Origin of the sequence: Streptomyces sp. NPDC059816 (assembly GCF_042732055.1) — a bacterium.
Classification (GTDB): Bacteria; Actinomycetota; Actinomycetes; order Streptomycetales; family Streptomycetaceae; genus Streptomyces.
Genome location: NZ_JBHWIQ010000014.1, coordinates 1 through 23775, shown reverse-complemented (window position 1 = coordinate 23775; position 23775 = coordinate 1). Strand labels below are relative to the sequence as shown.

Below are 23775 nucleotides of genomic sequence, written 5' to 3'. Positions count from 1 at the left end.
TTCATTTGGCGAGTGAGCGCGTGAGTTGGCGATCGGAGTGTTCGGTGTCGATGGCGTGGATGAGCTGGTCCGCGTAAGCGTCGAGGAAGGGCTTCATCTGCTGGTAGTAGGGCTGCTTGTTCTGCTTGAGCCAGTGGGCGATGTCGTAGCGGTCCCGGCTCCATGCCGCTTCGTGCCCGGGGTCGTGCTGAGCTTCCGGAGGGCATGGGGCGAATTGGGTCTCGCCGTGGGTGACTCGGGTCCAGATGTAGGCCGTCACGGCGAGGCGGGCTCGGTCGTCGGAGACGTAGCGGGGACTGCGCCGGCGCTCCAGCCGGGCCGCGATCTGGTGCCATGAGTCGGGTGGCAGTGTCCAGTCTGCGAGGTGTTCGCGGCGATGCCGGTAGTTGATCAGCGGAGCGGAGGTGAGCTCTGCGGCGATGGCGTCCAGTGCCCGCTCGTATGCTTCCGGGGTGCCCTGGCGGCGGGCCCAACTGGTGATGGGGGAGCCCAGGCCCTTTCCGTCGATGCCGAGTCCGAGGAATTCAGCGGCGTCGACGATGGTCTTTCCGAGGGCTCGTCGGACGAGGAAGGCTGAGGTTGTGCGCCGCAGGACCGGCATGCTGAAGGCGACGGTGAAGGCGCCGAGGTGGCGTTCGGCCCACTCCAGGGGGAGGAACGCCGGAACGTGCTGGGGGCCGTAGCCGAGGCCGCGGTGGGGCAGCCGGCTTCCGCTCCTGCCGTGTCTGCGGTGGGTGGAGACCAGGTATTCAGCGGCGTTCCGAAATCTCTCTGAACACTCGTCCTGGTAGCGGCGGTAGGTGCTGTCCCAGCTGCGGTGACGCTTCGGTTCGATGCCGCTGCGGGTGCGGTTCTCGACCGGCGCGAGGGGAGCCAGCGCGGTTCGCAGGTCGGCGGCCGCCAGGATGGCGTCGGCGGCGAGGAGGATGCTTGCGCAAGCGCGGGCATCCTGGGGCGGTGCACTGGCGTGGAGCGAGAGCAAAGGGTCATGGCGGCCCGCCAGGACCAGATCGGTGCGGTGGGTGTCGACGCCCGGTGCGGATGGGCGGGCCTTCGGCCAGGTGATCATGACGAGCCCGCTGACCATCTGGAGGTCGGTGAAGTACTCGCTGGCCGTGACCGCCGGAGTGTCCGGGCCGAGCATGGCGGTGATCTTCATCTGCAGCTCGGCGAGTTCGCTGGGCAAGGGCCCACCCGGTTCGGACTGCAGCCGGTCCAGGCGGGCTCCGCAGAGTTGGGTTGCCCGCCGTGCTCGGGACGATCCGTGGGCGAGAGGCGCTCTGCACTGGGCCGGGTGCAGACCGGCGATGGTCGGCCGGGGAATCAGCACTCCGGGTCGGCCGGCGATGGATTGCCGGCAGTCAGGGCAGGCATGCTCGAGGAAGCGCCGATGGCGTGAACACGCGAAGACGACGGGCAGTCTCCAGTCGGTCTTCCATGGGCCGCCGTGGTCCGTCTGCAGGGAGGTCCCGTCGCCGGCGAGGCAGTCGGGGCAGTAACGGGCAGCTGCGGGGAAGAGCCAGTCCAATGCGGGGATGCGCTTGCCGGTGCGGACGACGTCGAGGCTGTGGACGACGGGCGGGTAGCGGGGTGCGAGCGGCAGAAGGGTCAAAGCGGCGGCTTCGGCCTCGGTGAGCCGGGTGGCCGTCCGGAAGTCGTTCATCCGTTGGGCTGGCAGCTCGAGGGAGAGGGCGGTGCGGGTGACGGCCTGGGTGTTGGCCTGGATGTCGACCAGGCCGGTGCGACGCAGGACGGTGTCCGGGGCGACGTCGAGGCGGTGGGCGAGTCGCATCACGTAGCCGGCCAGAAGTTCTCCGGCCAGCGGGTCCAGGCTCCGGGGCAGAGGTGTGATCACCGGGCGCCCTCCTGAGCTGTGCCGAGGGGGCCGCGGTCGTCGAAGACGGTGTTGCGGCCGCGGCGGGAGCGCTGGCGTGGGGCAGGCTTTTCGGGGACGTTGGGGACTTCGCCGGCGCCGGCGTCACGTCGGTCGCTGTCACGCAGGTCGATGGCGATGTGCTCCAGGACTTCTTCGTTCAGGCGTTCGCGGCCGGAGTCGATGGCCTCGCGGCAGCCGTCTTCGATGAGCCGTTCCAGGAGGCCGACGACACCGTTGGTGCGGTGGTAGAGGTACTCGGGCATCGTGCCCTCGGTGAGCATGCCGGGGCCCGCGTCCAGGAGCCGCAGACCGCTCTGGACTCCGTGCAGGTGCTGGACCCAGGCGGAGATCTGCGGGGCGGTGCTGTAGTGGAAGCGGTCCAGTTCGATGAGGTCGAAGCGACGTTCGGTCTGGGTGGCCTCCAGGCCATGAGCCTTGGCATGCCGGGATGGGGGTAGGCGCCACTGTCCGGTGGTCGGGTCGTGGCGTCCTTCGCGCAGCAGACCAGAGCCGGGGATGTCGACGCCGATTAGGACCAGGGTGACGTTCATGCTCATGAACGCGCGGATCAGGTCGAGAGTGTCCTGGTCGTCGGCCCGGTGCATGCGAAGCCTCGTGATGTCGTCCAGGATGAGGACCTTGGTGCCGTGGTCCCGCAGGGAGGCTGTGACCTGGCGGATCAGGTCGGGCAGGTCCGGGCGTGGGCCGATCGGCGCGTCGAAGAAGTTCAGGATCGCTTTGCAGGTGCTCTTCGGTTTCGCGGTCACCGGGGTCTGGACGTAGGCGACCGGGATGTGCAGGTCGCGGCTGCCTGGGCGGGCGTCGGGGTTGAGGTAGTCGTTCAGGGCGAGCCACCGCTCCTCGAAGGCGGCGGCGATCTCGCAGACGCATTCGGTCTTGCCCTGGTAGCCGCCGCCGGAGACCATCACCCCGGCCCTGGTGGTGGGCTTGATCTTCAGCGCGTTGGTCTCGATGCGGCCGCTGAGGAGTTTCTCCACCGTCCGGCTCATCGGGGTGTCCAGCAGCTGCAGGTTCGCGTGGGTGGCTGTGCGGTGCAGGTTGTGCAGCATCTTCTTGCGCCGGCTCAGCAGGTCGAAGGCCGCGCGGTCCATCATCGGCGCCGGGACGAACAGCTTGCGGGTGCGGCACCAGTGCTGCCAGCCGGCCGCTGTGTCGCGGGCCGGCGCGGGGCCGGTCAGGACGAACGGCAGCGTCTCCTTCTCGCCGGTCACTTCGGTCCTTCCTGCGCTGGTGGGGAGTCGGGCTCGTCGTCGGCGTCGGGCAGCATGAACAGCGAGCGCTGACGCAGGCCGTCGCCGAGGCGGGGCGGTAGGGCGAGCGGGGCGTCGACCGCGGCTTCGCGTCGGCGGCGCCGTTCCGCGTCGACGGCCTGCTGGTTCTGGCGGACGAGCTCGGCCGGCCGCGGCGCGACGGGCAGCGACGTCGGACCCGTGGGGGCCGCCCGGTCGCGTTCGGCGGCCCGTGCGCGGGCGACCTCTCGGGCCCGCTCGGTCCGCTCGGTCTTGGTCATCTGGCTCGGCCAGGAGCCGACCGGAGAGTGGGCCCCGATCAGGTCGAGCAGGACGGGCAGGAGTTCGGTGTCGTCGCGGGGCTTCAGCCCGGCCCGGGCGGCCTCGCGCAGGACCTGCTGTACTCGCGCGTCGGAGAACGCGAGGACGTCCTCGCCCTTGGGCAGCCCGTTCCAGGGCAGGGGATGCCACTTTCCGGCGAGCTCGATGAACACCTGTCGGCAGTCACGGGGATCGCGGTGCACGACCCACTTGCCGCGGTGCCGGCCGCTGCGTGGTGAGGGGAGCGAGCCGAGCCCGGCCAGGACGGGGTGGTCGCCGCCATACCAAAGTCCGCCGATCTTGACTCCGCGACGGCCGTGGACCTTCACGAAGTGAGCGGGCAGAAGGCGGTGGTAGAGGCTCGCGTCTGGGATCTGCAGAGCGATCCCGTCGCGGGCGGCCGCCGTTGCGAACAGCGTGTTCGGGCTGTGCCGGCCACCGGGGTCCCAGGCGGGGGCGTACTGGTCCAGCCTGCGGTTCTGCCAGACGCCCACGATCCAGGTGGCCAGCAGATGTTCTGCCTCATCCACGGTCCAGACCGCGTCTTCCTCCGGATCGGCGCCCCGGTCCGCGACGTCCCGTCCGCGATAGCCCAGCAACAGTTCCAGCAGCAGCGACTGGATCCCTGAGAACGCGCGTTCGCAAGCCGCCTTGTCCTGAGCTCGCATCACCCTCGCCGGCAGCACCACCGTCCCCAGCGTGCGGGCAACCTGCACCAGGTGGTGGTTCTTGTAGACGCTCCCGTGATCGCTGGTCACCGTCTCCGGGGCGAAGAACGGCCGTCCGGCGACCGGATAGCCGGCGAACTCGGTGATCAGCGCGGACGGGACGCCGGGATAGTGCCATTCCATGTCCGGTGTCCAGTCCGGCCGCATCGGCAGTGGCAGCATCACGTCCCGCAGCAGCATGGCCACCTCGATGGAGGAGTCCGATTCCGGGGTGAGCCGGAAGGCGACCAGGGAGTGCGTGAACGCGTCCAGTCCGAGGGTGAGATCGACAGAGATCGGCTCGCCAAACACGTCGTCGCGCAGCTTCACCGCGAACGGCGTGGTGTCCAGCACGACCACCTGGCCGGGACGGGTGGTCGTCACCGTGGAGCCCCCGGTGTCGACCGCTGCGGCCGAGCGGAGGTAGCGCTGGCGTCCCCCCTCGGGCCCGAACCACTCTTTCCAGACCTTCAACAGCGTCGTGTAGTGCGGGATCTTCGTCTCCGCCTCCGTGCCGAACTTCTCCCGCACGAACTGGTGGATCATCCGTTCCTTGGTCTTCATGCCGACCCGGGAGCGGTGCAGGCACTCCGCATGAACCGCGTGGATCGCCTCCCCGACCTGCGGCGTGATCTTGCGGTGTCCGCGCAGGACCGGGGTGAGACGGCCGTCCGCCAGCCCCATGATTCCCTGATCAGGCCAGGCGGCGGACCAGCGTTGCAGCGTGCGCTCGCTGATCTGCCCCAGGCCAAGCTGGTGGGCGTCATTCGGGTGTAGGGCCTTCAGCTCGGCCACCTTGGCGAGTCGGCGCTCGGTCAGCGTGGTCCGCTCCGGGTCGTACTCGGGCCGGGGCTCATCCTCCTGGGCCCAGTGCCGGCTGCCGCTGCGGTAGCCGCTCTCGGCCTCCAGGAAGTGAGCCACCCGCAGCCGCAGCCGCTTCTGGTCATCGTCCTTCAGGTCCTCGAACCGCACCGGCTGCCGCTTGTCATCCATCGAGCCCTCCCGCCGGATAGACCCAGCTCTCGTCGCCGAACGGCAGAGCCAGGTCGACGGCCATCCGTCGGAGCCAGAGCAGACGAACCGCGTGCGTGCGGGCCACTGCCTCCACCTGCGTCTGGCCCACGAGCTCCCCGAACGGCCACGGACGCCGGCCGACCGCGGCCAGCAGCTGCCGCTCGAGCCCCAGAGGGTCGGCCATCGGACGGCGCCGCACCGACAGCGCGTCGATCGCCGCCAGCACCTGCCGACGCCAGCCGGTCACCACCATGTAGCGCCAGCCCGCGGCGGCCGCCACCTGCGCGGCCGCCGCGAACCGCACCTCGTCCTCCTCGCCGATCAAGCCCTCCGGACGCACGTCCAGCAGCCACGACGCCCCCGCTGCGAGCACGAGGAAGTCCGGAATGTGTGAGCCCTTCCCCTCCGAGGAGGAGAACCGCAGACGGAACGGCTGCGACAGCACCTCGTCGAACCCGCCGACGAAGTCCAGGACCAGCAACAGCCAGCGCTCGGCCAGACTCTCGAAACCGTGCTGCCGGCCCGTCGAGACCAGATACTCCAGCCCGGGCCGGTGACGCTGACCAGTCCGCCAGGAGAACCGCCGTACCGGCACCGACCCCATCGCCGGCCCCGCCGAAAGGTCCTTCACCGGGACGATGACGTCGGACTTCCCGACCTTCCACGTCACCGTCCACGTACGCGGCCACCCCGGCCCAAGAGCCAGGCACTCGGTGGCGCGCTCGGGAAGCTCGTACGGCAGCGCGAGGTCCTCCAAATGGCAGGCGTGCGACCACACCGGACCTACCGGAACATCGACGACCTGTACGTCACCCATGGCCAGAGCACACCGCACAGCACGAGCCGTACGCGAGAGAAGGCCCAAACCTGCATCGCCAGCAGGGCCGCACCGGTACCCTGCTCAACTCGCCAAATCAAATGCTCAGTCACAGCCCGGGATCTCGGGGTTCGCGGGCAGGACCGTTGCGTCGTGGGCGGCGAGTTCTTCTCGCGTTCCGACGAGGGCAGGTCCGCAGTGGGGAGGGAGTCGGTCGACGACCATCGTGACGGCCTGCTGTGCCGTCGCCGCCGGCCCCACGGACTCGCTGCGCAGGGGGCCGGAGACCCAGTACGCGCCTTCTGCTGCGGGCTGGACGTAAGGAACGTCCCATGCCCACGGCCACTGCGTGCAGCGGCTGAAGTGCAGCTCTCCCATTCCCGTCCAGGGAAACAACTGGCGTAGCCGGGGTTCGGCGTAGGCCGCTTCGAGCAGTTCCGGACGGACCCGTCCGTCATCGCGAACCTTCTGCCAACCCGCTTCGACCAGGGCCTGCCGGTCCGGTGGTGCCGTATCCATGGTCACCATCATCCCCGAGCCGCGGAAGCCGGATGTTCGCATCCGGCTCCAGCGACGATGGCACGTCACCGCACCCGGGACACGATGGTGGTCGCCACGGCATGCGGGTCGTCACTTCGCGTCGGAGCCCGGCTCTGCCGAGGGCGCGGTTCTGGCAACGCCGGCGCACGCCATCACTGCGGTAGCGCTGGCGTTGAGGAAGAGCATGAACGTCCAGGACATGTCGGCCGCGTCGATACGCCCGACGCGGACGGGCTCTTCTGCCGCCTGGGAAAGGATGTCGACGGCGGCGGCGAGGGCCAGCGTCTGCTGGCCGCGTTTCTGGGTGATACGGAGCCGGGCCCGGTAGATGCCTGCGAGTTGGGCGGCGGGAACCGGGTTGTCCCAGACGACGAAGGTCCCACCGGCGATCAAGGCCTCGCGGGCAGGGCCGCACGCCGTGGTCTGCTCGCCGAGCATCCCGGCCAGGTCGTCGCGCGTCACGCCTCGACCTGGTGACAGGACGGCCGTTGAGGGAGCGTCTGTGACAAGTGGCCCGCCTCCCGGGTGACCACCGGGCTGCTTCGGCCCAGTGCTTCTGCCAGCGTATCCGGCTCTGCCGGCGTGCTGTTCCTGCCCACTGCGAGCGGTCGGCGGCACGCACGGCCTCCGGCCCGGTGCGAGCCCGGGCGTCGCCCCCGCCCGGCAGGCCGGAAGTGGGGGAACACGCCAAGATCGGCTCGTCTCGCCACCGACGTCCCCTGGCCCGACGGCACACACTGACCCGGGCCCGACCCCAGCACCGGTCACGCCTCCCGGGTGTGCGGACTCCGCTCGGTGCGTTGCTGTCGACGTGCGAGGTCGACCTGCGAGCGGATCGAGGCGGCGAACAGCCCCTCGGGGTCGCCGTCGGGCCCCGCGAGGCCGAGGGTCAACGTGGCCACCTGGGAGGCGAGAACGGTGATCACGTCCGCACTCCCTTCGGGCCCGCGCGCCAGGACGAGCGCACGCACCACCTCGTCGAGCCGATCGAGCGTGGTGACGTCGCCCAGGGCGAGGCCGAGCCGGTCGGCCAGGATGTGGCGGACGACCGCCACGGCGTCGCCGAGGGACTCGTCTATCCCGAACTCGTTCCGGGCCGTGCGGCTGGCGTCGAGGACGGCGGGCGCGGGAACGTGCCCGTCCTGCGGGATCAGTCCCTCCTTCGTCCACTCCTCGTACGGAGGCGGCCCGGCAGCGTCCCGTCTGGCGCGGTGGTGTTCGGTGGGATAGCCGGCGGGGGAGCGGCAGGCGCGACCGTCGGTCGAACGGCAGACGGGGCACTCCACGCGCCGGTACCAGGCACGCACCATGCGGATCGTCTCTCCCGAGCGGCACTGGCGTCGCCACTGCCCCCACTGTTCCTGCTGGCTCATCTTCCCTTCCCCCTCCGAAAGATGGTCCTCTGAAAGATCGTCATTCCCTCATCTTCGCCCGCGGTCCTGCCACGTCGCAGCCGAAGCGCGGTTCCGGCCGCGGAGGCGGCGGCCCGCCGTCGGTAGCCCGCCGGTCGCCGGGGGTCGCACGGCCCGCGCGTGACCGGTCAGGTGCGCGATCGGCCGCTGCCCCGACCTCCGCTGTTCGGACACCCGCGTTCGGACGCCCGCGTTCGGACACCAGGTCTTGAACTCTCCTGCCTTTTCCTCTTTTTCTCCCTTTTCCCTACAACCCTCACGCCTCGTCGGTGGTCACCCTTACGCCGTACGACCAGGACGTCCGGGAAGGCGTCCCCCACCGCAGGAGACCTCCGCATGCACCAGCGCACCAGACTCGCCCTCGCGACGGCCGTAGCGGCCACGCTGACGGGCGGGTTGCTCACCTTCACGGCCGGTCCGGCCGCAGCGGCACCGGCAGGACCGGCCCCTGCCGCACCCCTCGCCGCCTCGGACGTGGACTTCAACGCGGACGGATACGCGGACGTCGCCGTCTCCTCCAGCGCCGCCACCGTCGCGGGCCACAAGGCCGCGGGGCAGGTCGTCATCGTCTACGGCGGTTCCCCGGTCGCCGGTCAGATCGCGATCAGCCAGAACACCCGCGGTGTCCCCGGCAGCGCCGAGAAGGAGGACCGTTTCGGCGGCGACCTCGCGTACGGCGACTTCGACAACGACGGTTACGACGACCTCGCCGTCGGCGCCCTCGGCGAGGACCTGGGCAGTGACAAGGACGGCGGCACCGTCATCATCCTGTGGGGTTCCGCCTCGGGCCTCAAGGGCGGCTCGACCGTGGCCGACCCGCGCCCCACCAAGCACGACGGCTTCGGCCGGTCCCTGGAAGCGGCCGACTTCAACGGCGACGGCAAGGTGGACCTGGCGATCGGCTCCCGTGACTCCGCCACCGTCGACGTCCTGCGCGGCGGCTTCAACCGCGCGGCCAAGCCGGCCGGCCGTTACACCGTCACCCCGGCGATCTACGACGGCGGGGGCAACGGAGTCATCAACCTGCACTCCGGCGACGCCAACGGCGACGGCCGCGAGGACCTGATCGTCAACGGGTACGCCGAGCCCGACGGGTACAACGCCAACTACTGGCTGCCCGGTTCGGCGCGCGGCGTCACCACCTCCGGTGCCCAGAAGCTCCCGGCGGGCGTCATCACCGACGTCGGCGACACCGACCACGACGGCATCCAGGACGTCGTCCTCGGCATCCAGTGGGACAGCGGCATCCCCGGGGCCGCACTGGGCGGCCGGGTGCTGATCGCCAAGGGTACGCGCTCGGGACCGGCCCACGGGCAGCGGCAGTCGTTCACCCAGAACACCAACGGGATACCCGGCGGCAGCGAGAAGCAGGATGCCTTCGGCCTCGAGGTGGACCTCGGTGACGTCAACGGGGACAAGCGGCTCGACCTGGTCGTCGGTGCCCCGGGCGAGGACCTGTCGGGCGGCAAGGACCAGGGCACGATCACCGTCCTGTACGGCGCTGCGGGCGGCTCCGGCATCAGCGCGGCGGGCGCCCGCACCTTCAGCCAGAACACGGCGGGCGTCCCCAACCACGACGAGACCGGCGACGCGTTCGGCGGGGACGTCCACGTGGACGACCTGAACGCGGACGGCCGCGGCGACGTACTCGTCGGAGCGCCGGGCGAGGACGGCGGCAACGGCGCGGTGTTCGCCCTGCGTTCCCATGCCAACCGCACGTTGACCGCACCCGCCGGCATCTACGTCACCAGCGTCGGCATCTCGACGGCGGGCTCCCCCCACCTCGGCAACAACTTCGCCGACTGAGACGAACGCCCCGGACGGGCCCCGCCACTGGCCGGGGTCGTCCGGGGCGGTCCGCGCCGGCTGCGGGTGCGCTCACTTCCCGGGCGGCCCGCCCGGTGCCCCCGACTCGCCGTCGCCCGGTGGCACGGCGCGGCGCAGCCTGCGGATCGCCGGGACCGAGAACAGTGCCGCGGCGCCCGCCAGACCGGCGCCCGCCGACACGAGCAGCAGGTGCTTCGGGGAGGCGAGCGCGAGGGCGGGGCCGGCCAGTATCTGGCCGAGCGCGATGCCGGACACCGAACCGGCCAACTCGTACGCGGAGACCCGGTTGAGCACCGCAGGCGGCGTGTGGGTCTGCACGCTGGTCGCCCACATCACCGACCAGAATGCCAGGGCGCCGCCGCCGAGCACGTGGCCCGCCAGGAGCACCGGCAGATCGGTGCCGAACGCCACGCACAGCGGCAGCACGGTGTACAGCGCCATCGCCAGCGTGCCGGCTGCCAGCGGCCGGGCCGGTCTCATCCGCAGCGCCAACAGGCCGCCGAGCACCGTTCCGGCGCCGAGGAAGGAGACGGCCAGTCCGTACGCGTTCGGGCCGAGCCGGTCACCGACCAGCGCCGAGCTGAGCGGCACCAGCGGGCCGAAGAGCAGCACCCCGTAGACCACCCAGATCAGGATCACCGCCCACATCCAGGTGCGGGCGCGGAACTCCTGCCAGCCCTGGCGCAGGTCGCGACGGAGTGAACTGCCGGTGCGGACAGCGGCGTCGGTGGGCGCGCCGGCCGGTGCGAACCGGATGAGCGCCAGGCACAGGGCGCTGAGCGCGAAGGTGCCGGCGTCGATCGCGTACACGGTTCCGGCGCTGGTCAGCGCGATCAGGAGCCCTGCGCAGGCCGGGCCGAGCAGATGGGCCAGCGCGTCGGCCACCTTCAGCGTGGCGTTGGCCCGCTGCGGTTCACCGGCGACCAGGGGAACCATGCCGTTCGTCCCCGGCAGGAACATCGCGACGGCCGCACCGGCCAGTGCCGCCATGGTTATCAGCAGCCAGAAGGGCGGCGTCCCGGCGAAGAACGCGGCTGCCAACACCCCCTGGGTGAGCACGCGGACGAGGTCCGCGCCGACCATCATCCGGCGGGCGCCGAACCGGTCGGCGAACACTCCGCCGAACAGGACCAGGACGACGAACGTCCCGGTCCAGGTGCCGAGGACGAAGCCGACCCCGGAGATCCCGTACAGCGCGCCGACGGCGAGCGCGGTGGCCACCGGCATCATCGCGTCGCCGAACAGCGAGATCGTGCGGGCGGTGAAGAAGAGGGTGAAGCGCCGGTCCCACAAGGGGAGTCGGGTGGGCGGCGGGGCGGTCGGCGGATCGGTCCGGGACGTCTGGGTTGTTCGAGCGCGCAAGGTGGTCACCGCATCGATACTGGTTCGGCCCCGTCGCTCACCCCAGTGTCCGAGACGACACGATGGGGTACTTTCCCGCCATGACGCTTCGTTCGCTGCCGGAGCCCCCGGCACTGCACCGGGTGGTGGCCCTGCTGCACCCCCCGCAGTCGACCTTCCTCCTGGCCTGCGCGGCCGAGGTGTTCGCCGACCACGGCCCGACGATCCCCGCCCGCTACGCGTTCGAGGTCTGCACCGAGCACCCCGGACCGGTGCGCACCCAGGCGGGCTACGACCTGCTGGTCACGGCGGGGCTGGACGCGCTGGACGGCGCGGACACGGTGTTGGTCCCCGGCTGGCAACCGGTGTCCGGCACCGAGGTGCCGCCGGCGGTGCTCGCGGCGGTCCGCCGGGCGCACCGGCGCGGCGCGCGGGTCGTCGGCATCTGCTCGGGCGCCTTCGTGCTCGCCGCCGCCGGACTGCTGGACGGTCGGCGGGCCGCCACCCACTGGGCGTTGGCCGACGACCTGGCCGCCCGGTTCCCGCAGGTCCGGGTCGACCCCGCCGTGCTCTACGTGGACCACGGTGACGTCGCCACCAGTGCCGGATCGGCGGCCGGCGCGGACCTCAGCCTCCACCTGGTGAGCGCCGACCAGGGCGCCGCGTACGCGTTGCGGATCGCCCGGCAGATGGTGATGCCGCCGCACCGTGAGGGCTGCCAGTTGCAGTACGCCGAACTGCCCACGTCCGGGCCGGTCGCCGACTCGCTGGCACCGCTCCTCGACTGGCTGGCCGAGCGACTGGACCAGCCGATCAGCGTCGCCGAGATGGCGGTCCGTTCCCGGGTCTCGACGCGTACGCTGACCCGGCGCTTCACCGAGCAGTTGGGCATCAGCCCCGGACGCTGGCTGTTGGCCCGGCGGATCGCCGCCACCCGGGCGCTGCTGGAGGAGACCGACCTGCCGGTGGAGACCATCGCGCACCGGGTCGGCCTCTCCTCGGCCGTCAATCTGCGCCGGCGCTTCCACGAGGCCCTGCGCACCACGCCCGCCGCCTACCGGCGCGCCTTCCGGGTGGACGAGGCCGGAGAGGACCGCCGCACTTCGGCTCCCGGGGCGTTCACCCCGGGACGGGCACCAGCGGTCTAGGTCGGTGTCTCCCGCCGGGGCGTGCCGCGGAAGGTGGTGCGGTACGCGCGCGGTGACACGCCGAGGGCTTCCCTGAAGTGGTGCCGCATCGCCGTTCCGGTGCCGAAACCGGCGCGGGCGGCGATGCGGTCGACCGGTTCGTCGGTGCGTTCCAGTAGCCGGCGTGCGTAGTCGAGCCGTTGCCGGCCGAGCCACTGCATCGGCGTGACCCCCGTCTCCTGCCGGAAGCGGCGGTTGAGGGTGCGCACGCTCATCGCCGCGTGCCGCGCCAACTCGTCCAGGGTGAGCGGCTCGTTCAGCCGCTGGAGGGCGTAGGTCCGGGCGGGGGCCGTGGCGGAGTCGTCCTCCTGCTGGACCGGCCGGTCGACGTACTGCGCTTGGCCGCCCTCCCGGTGCGGCGGCACGACCGTTCCGCGGGCCACGGTGTTGGCCACCTCGGCCCCGTGGTCGCTGCGGATCATGTGGAGACACAGGTCGATGCCGGCCGCGACCCCGGCCGAGGTCAGCACACCCCCGTCGTCGGTGTACAGGACATCGGGATCGACCGCCACCTCCGGGTACAGCGCCGCCAGTTGGGCGCACGACTTCCAGTGCGTCGTGGCCCGCAGCCCGGTCAACCGGCCGGCCGCGGCCAGCACGAACGAACCGGTGCAGATCGACGCGATGCGCGCGTGTGCGGGAACGCGTCCCAGGGCCGCCCGTACCGCGGGATCGAGGTGACCCCTGGTCTGCGGCCCGTAGTCCTCGACGGCCGCCGGCACGACGACGGTGTCCGCCGTCTCCAGGGCCGCCGGGCCGTGCGGGACGTTGATGCTGAAGTCGGTGTCGGTGGCCACTTCTCCCGGCGCGGTCGCACACGTCACCACCGAGTACAGCGAGCGGCCGTCGGGCCCGGTCGCCGTCCCGAAGAGCCGGTGCACGATCCCGAGCTCCATCGGCAGCAGCCCGGGACGCACCAGCACCACCACCCGGTGTGCCCTCGCCTGCGTCATGGCCAGATTCTTTCACTCAGCGTCCAGCTGGCCAGTGGTGGGCGTCGTGAGCGCGAAGAAGGATGGCCAACCATGCGAGTCACCCCCCGACCTCACCGCATGACCTTCGGCCGCCGCCCGTGGTGGGTCGCCGTCGCCACCGGCCTGACGATCGTCGTCGCCGGCGCCTTCTCCACCCTGCCCGGCATCCTCCAGGCGCCACTGACGGAGGACTTCGGCTGGTCCCGCGGCTCCATCGCCCTCGCCGCCTCGGTGAACATGATCCTCTACGGGGTCACCGCCCCCTACGCGGCGGCGCTCATGGACCGGTTCGGCATCCGAGTCGTCCCCGCGGTGGCGCTCGCCGTGATCGCGGCCGGTGCCCTGCTCACCACCGTGATGACCACCGCATGGCAGTTCACCCTGTACTGGGGCCTCCTCGTCGGACTGGGCACCGGCTCCCTCTCGATGACGTTCGGCGCCACCGTCACCCACCGCTGGTTCACCGCACACCGCGGGCTGGTCACGGGCGTCCTGTCCGCCGCCAGCGTGCTGGGACAGATGGTCTTCCTGCCCGCCCTGTCCTGGACCGTCGACCACCACGGGTGGCGACCCGCGCTGGTGACCCTGGCCCTCGCCGCCCTCGCCCTCACTCCCGTGGCCGTCCTCGTGCTGCGGGACCACCCGGCCGACACCGGTCAACGCCCCTACGGGAGCGACGTCTTCGTCCCCAAGCCGCCGCCGGTGGTCGGCGCCGCCCGCCGCACGCTCACCGTCCTGCTGACCGCCGCGCGCACCACCCCGTTCTGGCTGCTCGCCGCCGCGTTCGCCGTCTGTGGTGCCTCCACCAACGGCATCATGTGGACCCACTTCGCACCCGCCGCGCACGATCACGGCATGGCGGTCACCACCGCGTCCACCCTGCTCGCCCTGATCGGCGTCTTCAACGTCGTCGGCACCGTGGCCGCCGGCTGGCTCACCGACCGGATGGACGCCCGCCGGCTGCTCGCCGTCTTCTTCACCCTCCGCGGGCTGCTCCTCGTCGCCCTCCCGCTGATCATGGCGGCCACCGTCGACCCGCCGATGATGGCCTTCGTCGTCCTCTTCGGTCTGCTCGACCTCGCCACCGTCCCGCCGGTCATCGCCCTGTGCCGCCGTTACTGGGGCGAGGACAGCGCCATCGTCTTCGGCTGGACCAACGCCGCCCACCAGCTCGGCGCCGCGCTGGCCGCCGTCCTGGGTGGCGCCGTTCGTGACGCCTTCGGCACCTACGACCCCGTGTGGATCGTCCTCGGCGCCGCCTGCGCCGTGGCCGCGCTCCTCTGCCTCGTCATCCCTCGTGCACCGCGGACCGCCCCCGGCCCCGGTGTCCACGAGGTCAGCGCAGTCCCCGGACCATCACCTGCTCCCGGGTCACGCCGTCGGACAGGACCTCCCCGAGCGCTTCCGTGAGGACGAACCCGTTGCGCCGGTAGAGGGCGAGGGCGTGTGCGTTCCCGGGGATCACCGAGAGCTCCAACGTGGTGGCGCCCGACTCCAGGGCCCAGGTCACGACCTCCCCGATCAGTCGGTCTCCGACCCGCTGACCCCGCGCCCGGGGGCTGACCCACAGCGACCTGAGCGCATGCGTCCCGCCGTCCCCGGGGATGCCCCGGACCATGCCCACGGGCAGTTTGTCGCACAGCGCGACGACATGGAGACAACCGGGGACGGTCAGGCTCGCGCGCCACTGCTCCCGGGCGCTGCCGTGCCAGTCGGCGATCCGGGACTTGAACGCGTGCGGCGCATCGGTCAGGGCGGCGACCCGGACCTCCTGCCACAGCGGCCAGTCACCCTTCGTGATCATGCGCAGAGTCACCATGCAGGGGAGTGTGCCGCACCGGGCCGGAAACAGTAGTGCACGCAAGGACGCCATCGGCCGTGAGAGGGGACACGTGCAGGTCATGGTTCCGCAGGCGCGCCGTTCCCGATAAAGTGGCGCGTACACACTTGCGGTGGCGGTTAGGCAAGCCTTACCGTTCTCATCCGCACCATTCGGGGCTCGACCGTCTCTTCGGTCCGCCCGCGGCGAGCGCTTCACCGACGCAGCCTGGCCGTCCGCTGCCGGAACACTCGCCGACAGGACCCATGTGAATCACTCGACCCCAGGTCTGTACAGCCCTGCCCGCGAACACAGTGACTGCGGCGTCGGCTTCCTCACCCGTCTCGACGGGCAGCCGAGCCACGACGTCATCCGCAAGGGCGACGAAGCGCTCTGCGCCATCCCGCACCGCGGCGGCCAGTCCGCCGAGGGCGTCGGGGACGGCGCCGGCGTGAGTGTCGACCTGTCGGTGGAGTTCTTCGGCGCGATCACCGGCGAAGCGCTGCGCGCCGGACACTTCGGGGTCGCGAACTGCTTCGTTCCGACCGACGCCGCCCGCCGTGACGGTGCGGTGGACCTCGTCGGCCGCAGCATCGCCGAGCAGGGGTTCGACGTCCTGCTGGTCCGTGACGTCCCGGTGGACCACAGCGTCCCCCGACCCGCCGCCCGCCAGTACCAACTGCCCATCGTGCAGTGGGTGTTCCGCGCGCCCCAGGGCTGGGACCGCACCGAGGTCGACGCAGCCGCCAACCGGGCGCTGCTCGCCGTCGAGGCCGTCGCCTACGCCGAGGACGCCTACGCCGGGCTGTACCCGCTGTCGCTGAGCGCGCGGACCCAGGTGCTCAAGGGACGCCTCAACTCCGGCGAGGTCATCGGGTACTTCCACGACCTCTGCGATCCGCGGCACTCCGTCCGCTCGCTGTACTTCCACACCCGGTTCTCCACCAACACCGAACCGCACCCGACCATGGCCCAGCCGTTCCGCCTCATGGCGCACAACGGCGAGCTCAACACCGACCGCAAGAACCGGCTGTCCGACGAGGCCCTCGCCCGCGCCCGCACCCGCAGCATCGTGCGCCCGCCGGGGCAGTCGGATTCGAGCCGGCTCGACCAGACCCTCCAGAGCCGGGTGTTCGACGACGGCCTGGACATCGTCGAGGCCGTCGTGTCGCTCATGCCGCCCGCGTGGGAGAACGACCACACGCTGCCCGTCCCCGTCCGGGACATGCTGGAGCACTTCTCCCTCTACGAGGAGAAGAACGACGGCCCGGCAGCCGTGATCTTCAGCGACGGCGACGTCATCGGCGCCCGGCTCGACCGGCTCGGCCTGCGCCCGCTGCGCACCGTGGAGACCGCCGAGTACCTGATGGTCGCCTCGGAGGCCGGCCAGGTCACCTTCCCCGACGAGGAGGTCGTGCACCGGGGCCGCATCGAGGCCGGCGGCATGCTCGTCGTCGACCACCGCACGGGCCGCCGGATGCGCACGCGTGAGGTGCTCGACGCCCTCGCCGCGCGCCGCCCGTACTCCGAACTGCTCGCGGCGGCGCGGGTGAACCTCGACGACCTGCCGGCCCCCGACTACGAGCGCGGCACCACGACGCTCGGGTACGACGGCGATCTGACGCTCCCCGGCCGGTACGTCGCGTACTCGCTGAACCAGGAGAGCTTCCGCTTCATGCTCGACCCGATGCTCGCCAACGGGTCGGAGCGGATCTCGGCGATGGGGTACGGCAACGCCATCAACGCGCTCAGCGACACCGAGGGCGGCATGGCGAAGTACTTCTCGCAGCGCTTCGCCCAGGTGACCAACCCCCCGCTCGACAGCATCCGCGAGGCCGACGGCATGAGCATGCGGATCGCGCTCGGCCCCAAGCCCGACGGCACCGGGAACACGAGCGGCCGGCAGCTCGTACTGTCCTCGCCCGTGCTCGGACACCTCGACATGGTCCGGCTGCGCGACCAGCGGATCGTGCCGCTGGAACGGTTCGACATGCTCTACGTCCCGGTGCTCGGCGACGAGAGCGCGAACGCCGATGCGCTCCGGTCCGCACTGGAACGGCTCTGCGAGGACGTCGAGCGGTTCGCCACCGAGCGCGGCGGGATCGTCGTCCTCAGCGACCGGGCCATCTCGTCGACGCACGCTCCGCTGCCGGTGATCCACGCCGTCGCCGCGGTGAACCAGCACCTCATCGACACCGGGCTGCGCCTGTGCGTCTCGATCGTGGCGGAGAGCGGCCAGCTGGCCTCCTCGCACCACGTCGCGACGGCGCTCGGCTTCGGCGCCTCGGCGGTCTACAGCCTCAGCGCACGCCTGCGCGCCGAGGAGAAGTACCCCAGCGCACCGGCCCCCGCGGGGGAGGTCACCGAGACGGACCGGGCCCTGGCGAAGTTCCGCAAGGCGGCCGAGAAGTCCCTCGCCAAGACCATGGGCCGCGTCGGCCTGTGCACCGCCGAGAGCTACGTCGGCGGCGAGTTCTTCGAGCCGAACTACCTCGACACCCGCGACGACGTGTTCGCCCGGATCTTCCCGCACATGGAGGCCCCGGTCGGCGGCGTCGGGTTCGCCCGCATCGCGCAGACCGCCACCGACTGGCACGAGCGCGCCCGCACGGTGCAGACCGATCAGCAGATCCCGCTGCTCGGCCTGTTCAAGGAACGTTCGGACGGCGCCGGCCACTCGTTCGGCGTCACGGCCGTACGCGGTTTCGGCGGCATGACCGAGGAGCCCCCGAAGTTCGGCCGGCAGGACGACCCGGACGCGCTGCGCCTGCTCACCCTCGGCCAACTCGACGACGCGTTCGGCATCACCGAAGCCGCCTACCAGAACACCGGGTACGACGCGCTCAGCGACGCCGAGATCGACGCGTTCCGGATCACCCCCGGGTACCGCTCCTTCCTCCGGACGACGCACGAGGAGCGCTCGCGCCGCCCGGCCGCGCTCCGCGACGTGCTCGCGCTGCCCGCGGACGTCACCGGGCTGCGCACCCCCGAGGACTTCGCCCGCGAACTCGGCCGGTTCTCCACGACCGGCAACGAGAGCGTCACGGTCCGCGGCGTGGTCGTGTCCCTGGACCTGCCCACGGCCACGGACGCGGCCACGGACGCAGCCGCCGAGCGCCGGGAAGGCACGGTGACGGCCCGGCTGCGCCTCACGTCCACGGGCCCCGACGACGCCCAGCGGCACACCGCCCTCGCCGACGGGCTCGCGCTCGCGCACCCGGGCGAGGTCGAGACGCTCGACGCCGGCCCGGACGGTGTCGTCGTCGCCGCCGTCGGCACCGCCGCGCAGCTGCTCACCCTCGTCGAGAACGCCCCCGACAGCGTGCCGCTCGACGAGGTGCAGCCCGCGCACGAGATCACCCGTGCGCTGGCCTCCGGCGCGATGAGCCACGGCGCGCTCGTGGCGACCGCGCACGAGGCCGTCGCGCACGGCACGAACATGGTCGGCGGCATGTCCAACAGCGGCGAGGGCGGCGAGCACCACTCCCGGTACGGCACCATCCGCGGCTCCCGGATCAAGCAGTTCGCCTCCGGCCGGTTCGGCATCTGGGCGGGCTACCTCGCCGACCCGATGCTCGAAGAGCTCGAAATCAAGATCGGTCAGGGCGCCAAGCCCGGCGAGGGCGGTCAGCTCCCCGCGCCGAAGGTCACCGTCGACATCGCCGCCGCGCGCGGCGGGACCCCGGGCATCGAACTGATCTCCCCGCCGCCGCACCACGACACGTACTCCATCGAGGACCTCGCGCAGCTCATCCACGACTGCAAGGCCGCGCGGGTACGGGTCATCGTGAAGCTCGTGTCCTCGGAGGGCATCGGCACCATCGCGGTCGGCGTCGCCAAGGCCGGCGCGGACGTGATCAACGTCGCCGGGAACACCGGCGGTACCGGCGCCGCCGCCGTCACCAGCCTCAAGTACGCCGGCCGCTCGGCGGAGATAGGCGTCGCCGAGGTGCACCAGGCGCTCGTCGCGAACGGGCTGCGGCAGAAGGTCGTCCTGCGCTGCTCCGGCGCCCACCAGACCGGTGGCGACGTCGTCACCTCGGCGCTGCTCGGGGCCGACAGCTTCGAGTTCGGCACGACCGCGCTGATGATGCTCGGCTGCGTCATGGCGAAGAACTGCAACGTGAAGTGTCCTGCCGGGCTCACCACCAACCCCGAGGCGTTCGAGGGCGACCCGCGCGCCCTGGCGCAGTACCTGCTCAACATCGCGCACGACGTCCGACAGATCCTCGCCCGCGCGGGTCTGCGGTCCCTGCGCGAGGCCCGGGGACGCACGGACCTGCTCCAGATGCTCGACCACCCCGCGAGCGTCGGCCGCCTGGACGTGCGCCGGCTGCTCGCGCGCGTTCCCGAGAAGGTCATCGCGGACCCGGAGTACTTGGAGAAGGACTTCACCACCGACGACGCCCTCATCGAACGGGTCCGCGCCGCGCTCCTCGACCGGCGCGAGCCCACCGCGCTGATCGAGGGCGTCCGCCTCGCCAATAGCGACAAGTCGGTCGGCGGGCAACTCGGCATCGACGTCGAGCGGCTCCTCAACCACGAACTCGACGCCGCTGACCTGGCCGGTGCACCCGCGGTCGTGACCGACGATCGCGGTCGCCGCCGGCTCGTCGACGGCGCCGTCCGGATCCGCACCACCGGCTCCGCCGGCCAGTCGTACGGCGTCTTCTGCAACGACGGCATCACCCTGGAGCACACCGGCACCGCGAACGACGGCGTCGGCAAGAGCCAGAGCGGCGGCCGGATCATCGTCCGCGCCCCCGGCGGCGGCAGCACCGAACGCGGCGGCAACGTGCTCGTCGGGAACTTCGCGCTGTTCGGCGCGACCGGCGGCCGGACGTTCGTGCAGGGCGAGGCCGGCGACCGGTTCGCCGTGCGCAACTCCGGCGCCACCGCGGTCGTGGAGGGCCTCGGGGACTTCGGCTGCGAGTACATGACCGGCGGCACCGTGCTCAACCTCGGCGGCTTCGGCAAGGGCCTCGGCAACGGCATGAGCGGCGGGTTCCTCTACCAGTACGACCCCTCGGGCGAGTTGCCGGGCCGGGTGAGCGCCGACTCGCTGCGGGTGTTCCGGGTGACCGACACCGAGCACGGCGCCTTCCACGAGGAAGCCGTGCGGCTGCTCCTGGAGTGGCACGTGGAGGCCACCGGCTCGCCGCTCGCGGCCCGGTTGCTCCACGACTGGAACACCGAACGCCAGCACCTGTACTGCGGGATGCCCAGGGCGCTGCTGCTGTACCAGGACGCCTCCGAGATCCTCGCCGCGGCCACCCGGTCCGAGCTCCTCGACGAGCTCGCGACGTCGATCGCGACGGACAAGCTCCGTGCGTTCAAGGTCGACTACCGCGACCGCCGCACCGTGCTCGGCGGTCGCGCCCCGGCCCTCGGCGACCAGGGCGGCGACGACATGTTCTCGCTGCTGTCCTCGTACACGGTGCTCGGCGTCGCACAGGACCTCGCGCTCAAGAGGGTGCCCGGAGCGAGCGGCCCGGACGACCCGCGGGTCGCCGAGGCCGTCCGGAACCTGGTGCTGACCGAGGACTTCTTCGTCAAGCAGCGCGTCGTCAAGTACCTGCGCGGCACGCTGGAGCGGTTCGACGACGAGGAGCTCGCCACGCTCATCGCCGTCAAGCGCCTCGACGACTACAAGCGGGCACTCAAGCAGCGCAACAACCTGAGCGTGGACGCTCCCGGCACCTACGGCTGGATCCTCCACCAGAACAGCAAGAACGCCGGCCGCGTCCGGGCCGCCCGGTTCGACGAACTACTCGCGACCGCGGCCCTCACCGACCTGGCCGACCTGGCCGTCCGCCACCTCCCGCAGGCCCCGACCGAAGCGGTGACCACGTGACACTCATGTCCCCGACCGGGTCCCTGATCCCGGCCGACGCGCCGTTCTCCGCCGAACAGGAGGCGTGGCTCGCCGGGTTCATCGCCGGCATCGCCGCCGCCGGACGCCGGGAAACCGCGGCCGGCGACGCGCCCACCGCCACCATCGACGTCCTGTTCGGCACCCAGACGGGAAGCGCCGAGTTCCTCGCCTGCGAGCTCGTCGCCGGGGCCCGCACCCGGGGCCTCGGCGGGACCGCCACCGAACTCGACGCGGTCACGCCCGAACAACTCGCCGGAATGTCCCACCTGCTCATCGTGACCTCGACGTACGGCGAGGGCGAGATGCCCGACAACGCCGGACTGTTCTGGGAGGCGCTCCAGGCCGAGGGGGCACCCCAGCTGGAGGGTCTGCGTTACGCGGTCCTCGGGCTCGGCGACCGGGGGTACGACGAGTTCTGCCAGGCCGCGAAGCTCATCGACACCCGCCTGGAGCAGCTCGGCGCGACCCGCCTGCTCGACCGCGTCGACTGCGACGTCGACTTCGAGGACCCGGCCGCACAGTGGACGACGGCGGTCCTGGACCGCCTCGTCGCCGAGACCGGTGCCACGCCGGCGGGCCAGCCCGCCGCGGCGAGCCCCGCAGCCCCGGCTCCCGCCGCCCGCTCGACCTGGAACAAGCGCAACCCCTACCGGTCCCGGCTCGCGGCCAACAGGCTGCTGTCCTCGCCGGACAGCGCGAAGGAGATCCGCCACTACGAACTCGCCCTCGGCGACAGCGGGATGACGTACGCGGCCGGCGACGCGCTCGCCGTCGTCCCGGTGAACGACGGCGCGCTCGTCGGCGAGCTGCTCGCACACCTCGGTGCCAGCGGTGACGAAGAGGTCGACGGGCGCCCGCTCGCCGAGGTGCTGCGCACCGGACGGGAGATCCGCACCCCGTCGAAGGAACTCGTCGCCGACCTGGTCGAGCGGGCGCCGTCGAGCGAGCTCGCCGCGGTCGTCGCCCACGGCGACCGGTCCGACCTCGACTCCTGGCTCTGGGGCCGGGACGTCCTCGACGTGCTGCGCGACGCCGGCCCCTCGGCACCGGGCCTCGACGAGTTGCTGCCCTTCCTCCGGCCGCTCCAGGCGCGGCAGTACTCGATTTCGTCGAGTCCGCTCGCCCACCCGGACCACATCCACCTCACCGTCGCGTCCGTCCGCTACGGCACCGGGCAGCGCCGGTACGAGGGCGTCGCGTCGACCTTCCTCGCGGACCGGATCGGCGACCACGCGGAGCACCCGGACGTCGGCGTCTACGTCCAGCCGAACGCCTCCTTCAGCGTTCCGACAAACGACGACGCCCCGATGGTCATGATCGGCCCCGGCACCGGGATCGCGCCGTTCCGCGGCTTCCTGCACGAACGCGCCGCACGGGGCGCCACCGGCCGCAACTGGCTGTTCTTCGGCGACCAGCACCGTCAGACCGACTTCGTCTACGAGGACGAGCTCACCCAGCTGGGCGAGCAGGGTGTCCTCACCCGGCTCGACCTCGCGTTCTCCCGCGACCAGGCCGAGAAGATCTACGTACAGACGCGCATGCGCGAGCAGTCGCGCGAGCTGTACGGGTGGCTGGAGGACGGCGCGTACCTGTACGTCTGCGGCGACGCCTCCCGGATGGCGAAGGACGTCGAGGCGGCGCTGCTGGGCGTCATCGCCGAGCAGCGCGGACGCGGTGACGACGACGCCGCGCAGTACCTGGCGGACCTGCGCCGGGCGAAGCGTTACGTGCGGGACGTGTACTGAGCATGGCGGGCGATCATCCGGAGCCGCAGGACACCGACGGGCTGTGCGCGTTCGAGAAGTGCTGCGGCAGGAGGAACAGCACCGTGCGGCTGATCGACGCGCGGATGCCGGAGCTGGCGCACTGCCTGACGCTGTTCCAGCACGTCCAGGCGGTCACCGGCGGGCCGGTCGCACGGATCGACCAGGCCGGCAGCTACGGGGTGCCGAGCCTGCGCGGTGAGGCGTTCACCGTGCAGCCGGGCTCGATCGCCCTGCGCATCGACGGCGACGGCCTCGTAGCGGCGGCGGTCGTCCGGGACGAGGGCACCGGAACGGTCACCCTGGACCTGTTCGACGCGGAGGGCCGCACCGTGCACCGCGGGCGGCTGCTCTCCGAGGCGGACCGCCTGCTGGTCGGCCTCGCCCGCCCGGCCGGCGTGGGCACCACGGTCACCGCACCGCCCCGTGCCCCCCGGGTGCCGGCGTGGGAGGACGGCGACCAGCTCGCGCAGCTCGACGCGGTCCTCCTGGACGGCGGCGCGGCCCGGCGCGCGGCGTTCGACCGGTACCGGGGCGAGCACCGGGCGATCGACGTCGGCGTGGTACCGGCGGTGCTGGAGCAGGTCTGCTCCGCGGGCCTGCCGATCGGCGTGGCGGTGTTCGCTCCGGCGGCCATGCAGGCGTGCAGCGGCCGGGTGCACGTCACCGAGCAGACCATCGGCGGTCAGGTGTTCGCGGCGATCGCGGAGAGTTCGGTGGAGATCGAACTCGGGGCCGTCCGGGCGGGCCACCTCGTCCGTTCCACGGCGGCGCACGGACCGACCTCGGCGATCGAACTCGATGACGAGGAAGGGCGCTGCGTCGCGGTCCTCACGCAGTTCGGGATCGTCGGCGAGCAGGTGCACGCGGCGTGGGAAGACCTCGCGGAGTCACTGCCCGACGCCTAGACGTCACCGCGTGAGCGCAAAGAGGGGGCGGATCGTCCGCATCGGACGGACCCCCCCCCCACGGGTATCGCGAGGTGGGGGGGGGGCCGCGGCCCCCCGCGCGGACCGCGGCGCCCCACCCCGCGGTGCCCGCGGCGCGGCCCC

At 71.8% G+C, this 23775-nt stretch carries 16 protein-coding genes; 6 read left to right on the top strand and 10 right to left on the bottom strand.

Features of this window, described 5'->3' with window-relative positions; all coding sequences use genetic code 11:
- Window position 1 precedes the first annotated feature (1 nt).
- From ACFV88_RS19365 to ACFV88_RS19335, 7 genes are all read right to left on the bottom strand, one after another.
- Window positions 2–1855 (bottom strand): TniQ family protein, encoded by a 1854-nt coding sequence (locus ACFV88_RS19365; protein WP_385492761.1) that lies wholly within the window; start codon window positions 1853–1855, stop codon window positions 2–4.
- A complete protein-coding gene (locus tag ACFV88_RS19360) occupies window positions 1852–3108 on the bottom strand; it encodes a TniB family NTP-binding protein (protein ID WP_385492759.1) in 1257 nt (418 codons plus the stop codon). Before ACFV88_RS19360 ends, ACFV88_RS19365 begins: the two co-directional genes overlap by 4 nt.
- Window positions 3105–5147, bottom strand: a complete 2043-nt coding sequence (locus ACFV88_RS19355) for a transposase (protein WP_385492757.1) — start codon at window positions 5145–5147, stop codon at window positions 3105–3107. The genes ACFV88_RS19360 and ACFV88_RS19355 overlap by 4 nt, the downstream gene beginning before the upstream one ends.
- Window positions 5140–5985 carry a TnsA-like heteromeric transposase endonuclease subunit gene (locus ACFV88_RS19350; protein ID WP_385492755.1) on the bottom strand — a complete coding sequence of 282 codons (846 nt, stop codon included), beginning with the start codon at window positions 5983–5985 and terminating at the stop codon, window positions 5140–5142. Before ACFV88_RS19350 ends, ACFV88_RS19355 begins: the two co-directional genes overlap by 8 nt.
- 105 nt (window positions 5986–6090) lie before the next feature.
- Window positions 6091–6504: a DUF6193 family natural product biosynthesis protein gene (locus ACFV88_RS19345; protein WP_385492753.1), complete on the bottom strand. Its 414-nt coding sequence runs from the start codon at window positions 6502–6504 to the stop codon at window positions 6091–6093.
- A gap of 111 nt (window positions 6505–6615) precedes the next feature.
- The gene (locus ACFV88_RS19340) at window positions 6616–6987 is read right to left on the bottom strand and encodes a hypothetical protein (protein WP_385492751.1); all 372 of its coding nucleotides are present in this window, start codon (window positions 6985–6987) and stop codon (window positions 6616–6618) included.
- Between the two features lie 302 nt (window positions 6988–7289).
- Complete coding sequence (locus tag ACFV88_RS19335) at window positions 7290–7898, bottom strand: hypothetical protein (RefSeq protein ID WP_385492750.1); 609 nt, start codon at window positions 7896–7898, stop codon at window positions 7290–7292.
- Window positions 7899–8273: 375 nt separating this feature from the next.
- Here ACFV88_RS19335 and ACFV88_RS19330 point away from each other — a divergent pair, with 375 nt between their 5' ends.
- Window positions 8274–9743 carry an FG-GAP and VCBS repeat-containing protein gene (locus ACFV88_RS19330; protein ID WP_385492748.1) on the top strand — a complete coding sequence of 490 codons (1470 nt, stop codon included), beginning with the start codon at window positions 8274–8276 and terminating at the stop codon, window positions 9741–9743.
- Window positions 9744–9815: 72 nt separating this feature from the next.
- On the opposite strand, the gene ACFV88_RS19325 is transcribed toward ACFV88_RS19330, so the two are convergent.
- The gene (locus ACFV88_RS19325; RefSeq protein ID WP_385492746.1) at window positions 9816–11135 is read right to left on the bottom strand and encodes an MFS transporter; all 1320 of its coding nucleotides are present in this window, start codon (window positions 11133–11135) and stop codon (window positions 9816–9818) included.
- A gap of 71 nt (window positions 11136–11206) precedes the next feature.
- On the opposite strand from ACFV88_RS19325, the gene ACFV88_RS19320 reads away from it, so the two are divergent.
- Window positions 11207–12253, top strand: a complete 1047-nt coding sequence (locus ACFV88_RS19320) for a GlxA family transcriptional regulator (protein ID WP_385492745.1) — start codon at window positions 11207–11209, stop codon at window positions 12251–12253.
- Here ACFV88_RS19320 and ACFV88_RS19315 read toward each other — a convergent pair.
- The gene (locus tag ACFV88_RS19315) at window positions 12250–13245 is read right to left on the bottom strand and encodes a GlxA family transcriptional regulator (protein ID WP_385492743.1); all 996 of its coding nucleotides are present in this window, start codon (window positions 13243–13245) and stop codon (window positions 12250–12252) included. The genes ACFV88_RS19320 and ACFV88_RS19315 overlap by 4 nt on opposite strands.
- A gap of 72 nt (window positions 13246–13317) precedes the next feature.
- Between ACFV88_RS19315 and ACFV88_RS19310 the strand changes: the two genes are divergently transcribed.
- Window positions 13318–14676, top strand: coding sequence for an MFS transporter (locus ACFV88_RS19310; RefSeq protein WP_385492741.1), 1359 nt, complete (start codon window positions 13318–13320; stop codon window positions 14674–14676).
- Here ACFV88_RS19310 and ACFV88_RS19305 read toward each other — a convergent pair.
- Complete coding sequence (locus ACFV88_RS19305; protein WP_385492739.1) at window positions 14603–15085, bottom strand: GNAT family N-acetyltransferase; 483 nt, start codon at window positions 15083–15085, stop codon at window positions 14603–14605. The genes ACFV88_RS19310 and ACFV88_RS19305 overlap by 74 nt on opposite strands.
- A gap of 268 nt (window positions 15086–15353) precedes the next feature.
- Here ACFV88_RS19305 and ACFV88_RS19300 point away from each other — a divergent pair, with 268 nt between their 5' ends.
- Genes ACFV88_RS19300 through ACFV88_RS19290 form a run of 3 tightly spaced genes read left to right on the top strand, consistent with a single transcriptional unit; the run spans window position 15354 to window position 23631 of the window.
- The gene (locus tag ACFV88_RS19300; RefSeq protein WP_385492737.1) at window positions 15354–20939 is read left to right on the top strand and encodes a glutamate synthase-related protein; all 5586 of its coding nucleotides are present in this window, start codon (window positions 15354–15356) and stop codon (window positions 20937–20939) included.
- Window positions 20940–20944: 5 nt separating this feature from the next.
- Window positions 20945–22705 carry a sulfite reductase subunit alpha gene (locus tag ACFV88_RS19295; protein ID WP_385493017.1) on the top strand — a complete coding sequence of 587 codons (1761 nt, stop codon included), beginning with the start codon at window positions 20945–20947 and terminating at the stop codon, window positions 22703–22705.
- A 2-nt stretch (window positions 22706–22707) separates the two neighbouring features.
- Window positions 22708–23631: a hypothetical protein gene (locus ACFV88_RS19290; protein WP_385492734.1), complete on the top strand. Its 924-nt coding sequence runs from the start codon at window positions 22708–22710 to the stop codon at window positions 23629–23631.
- Window positions 23632–23775: the final 144 nt, after the last annotated feature.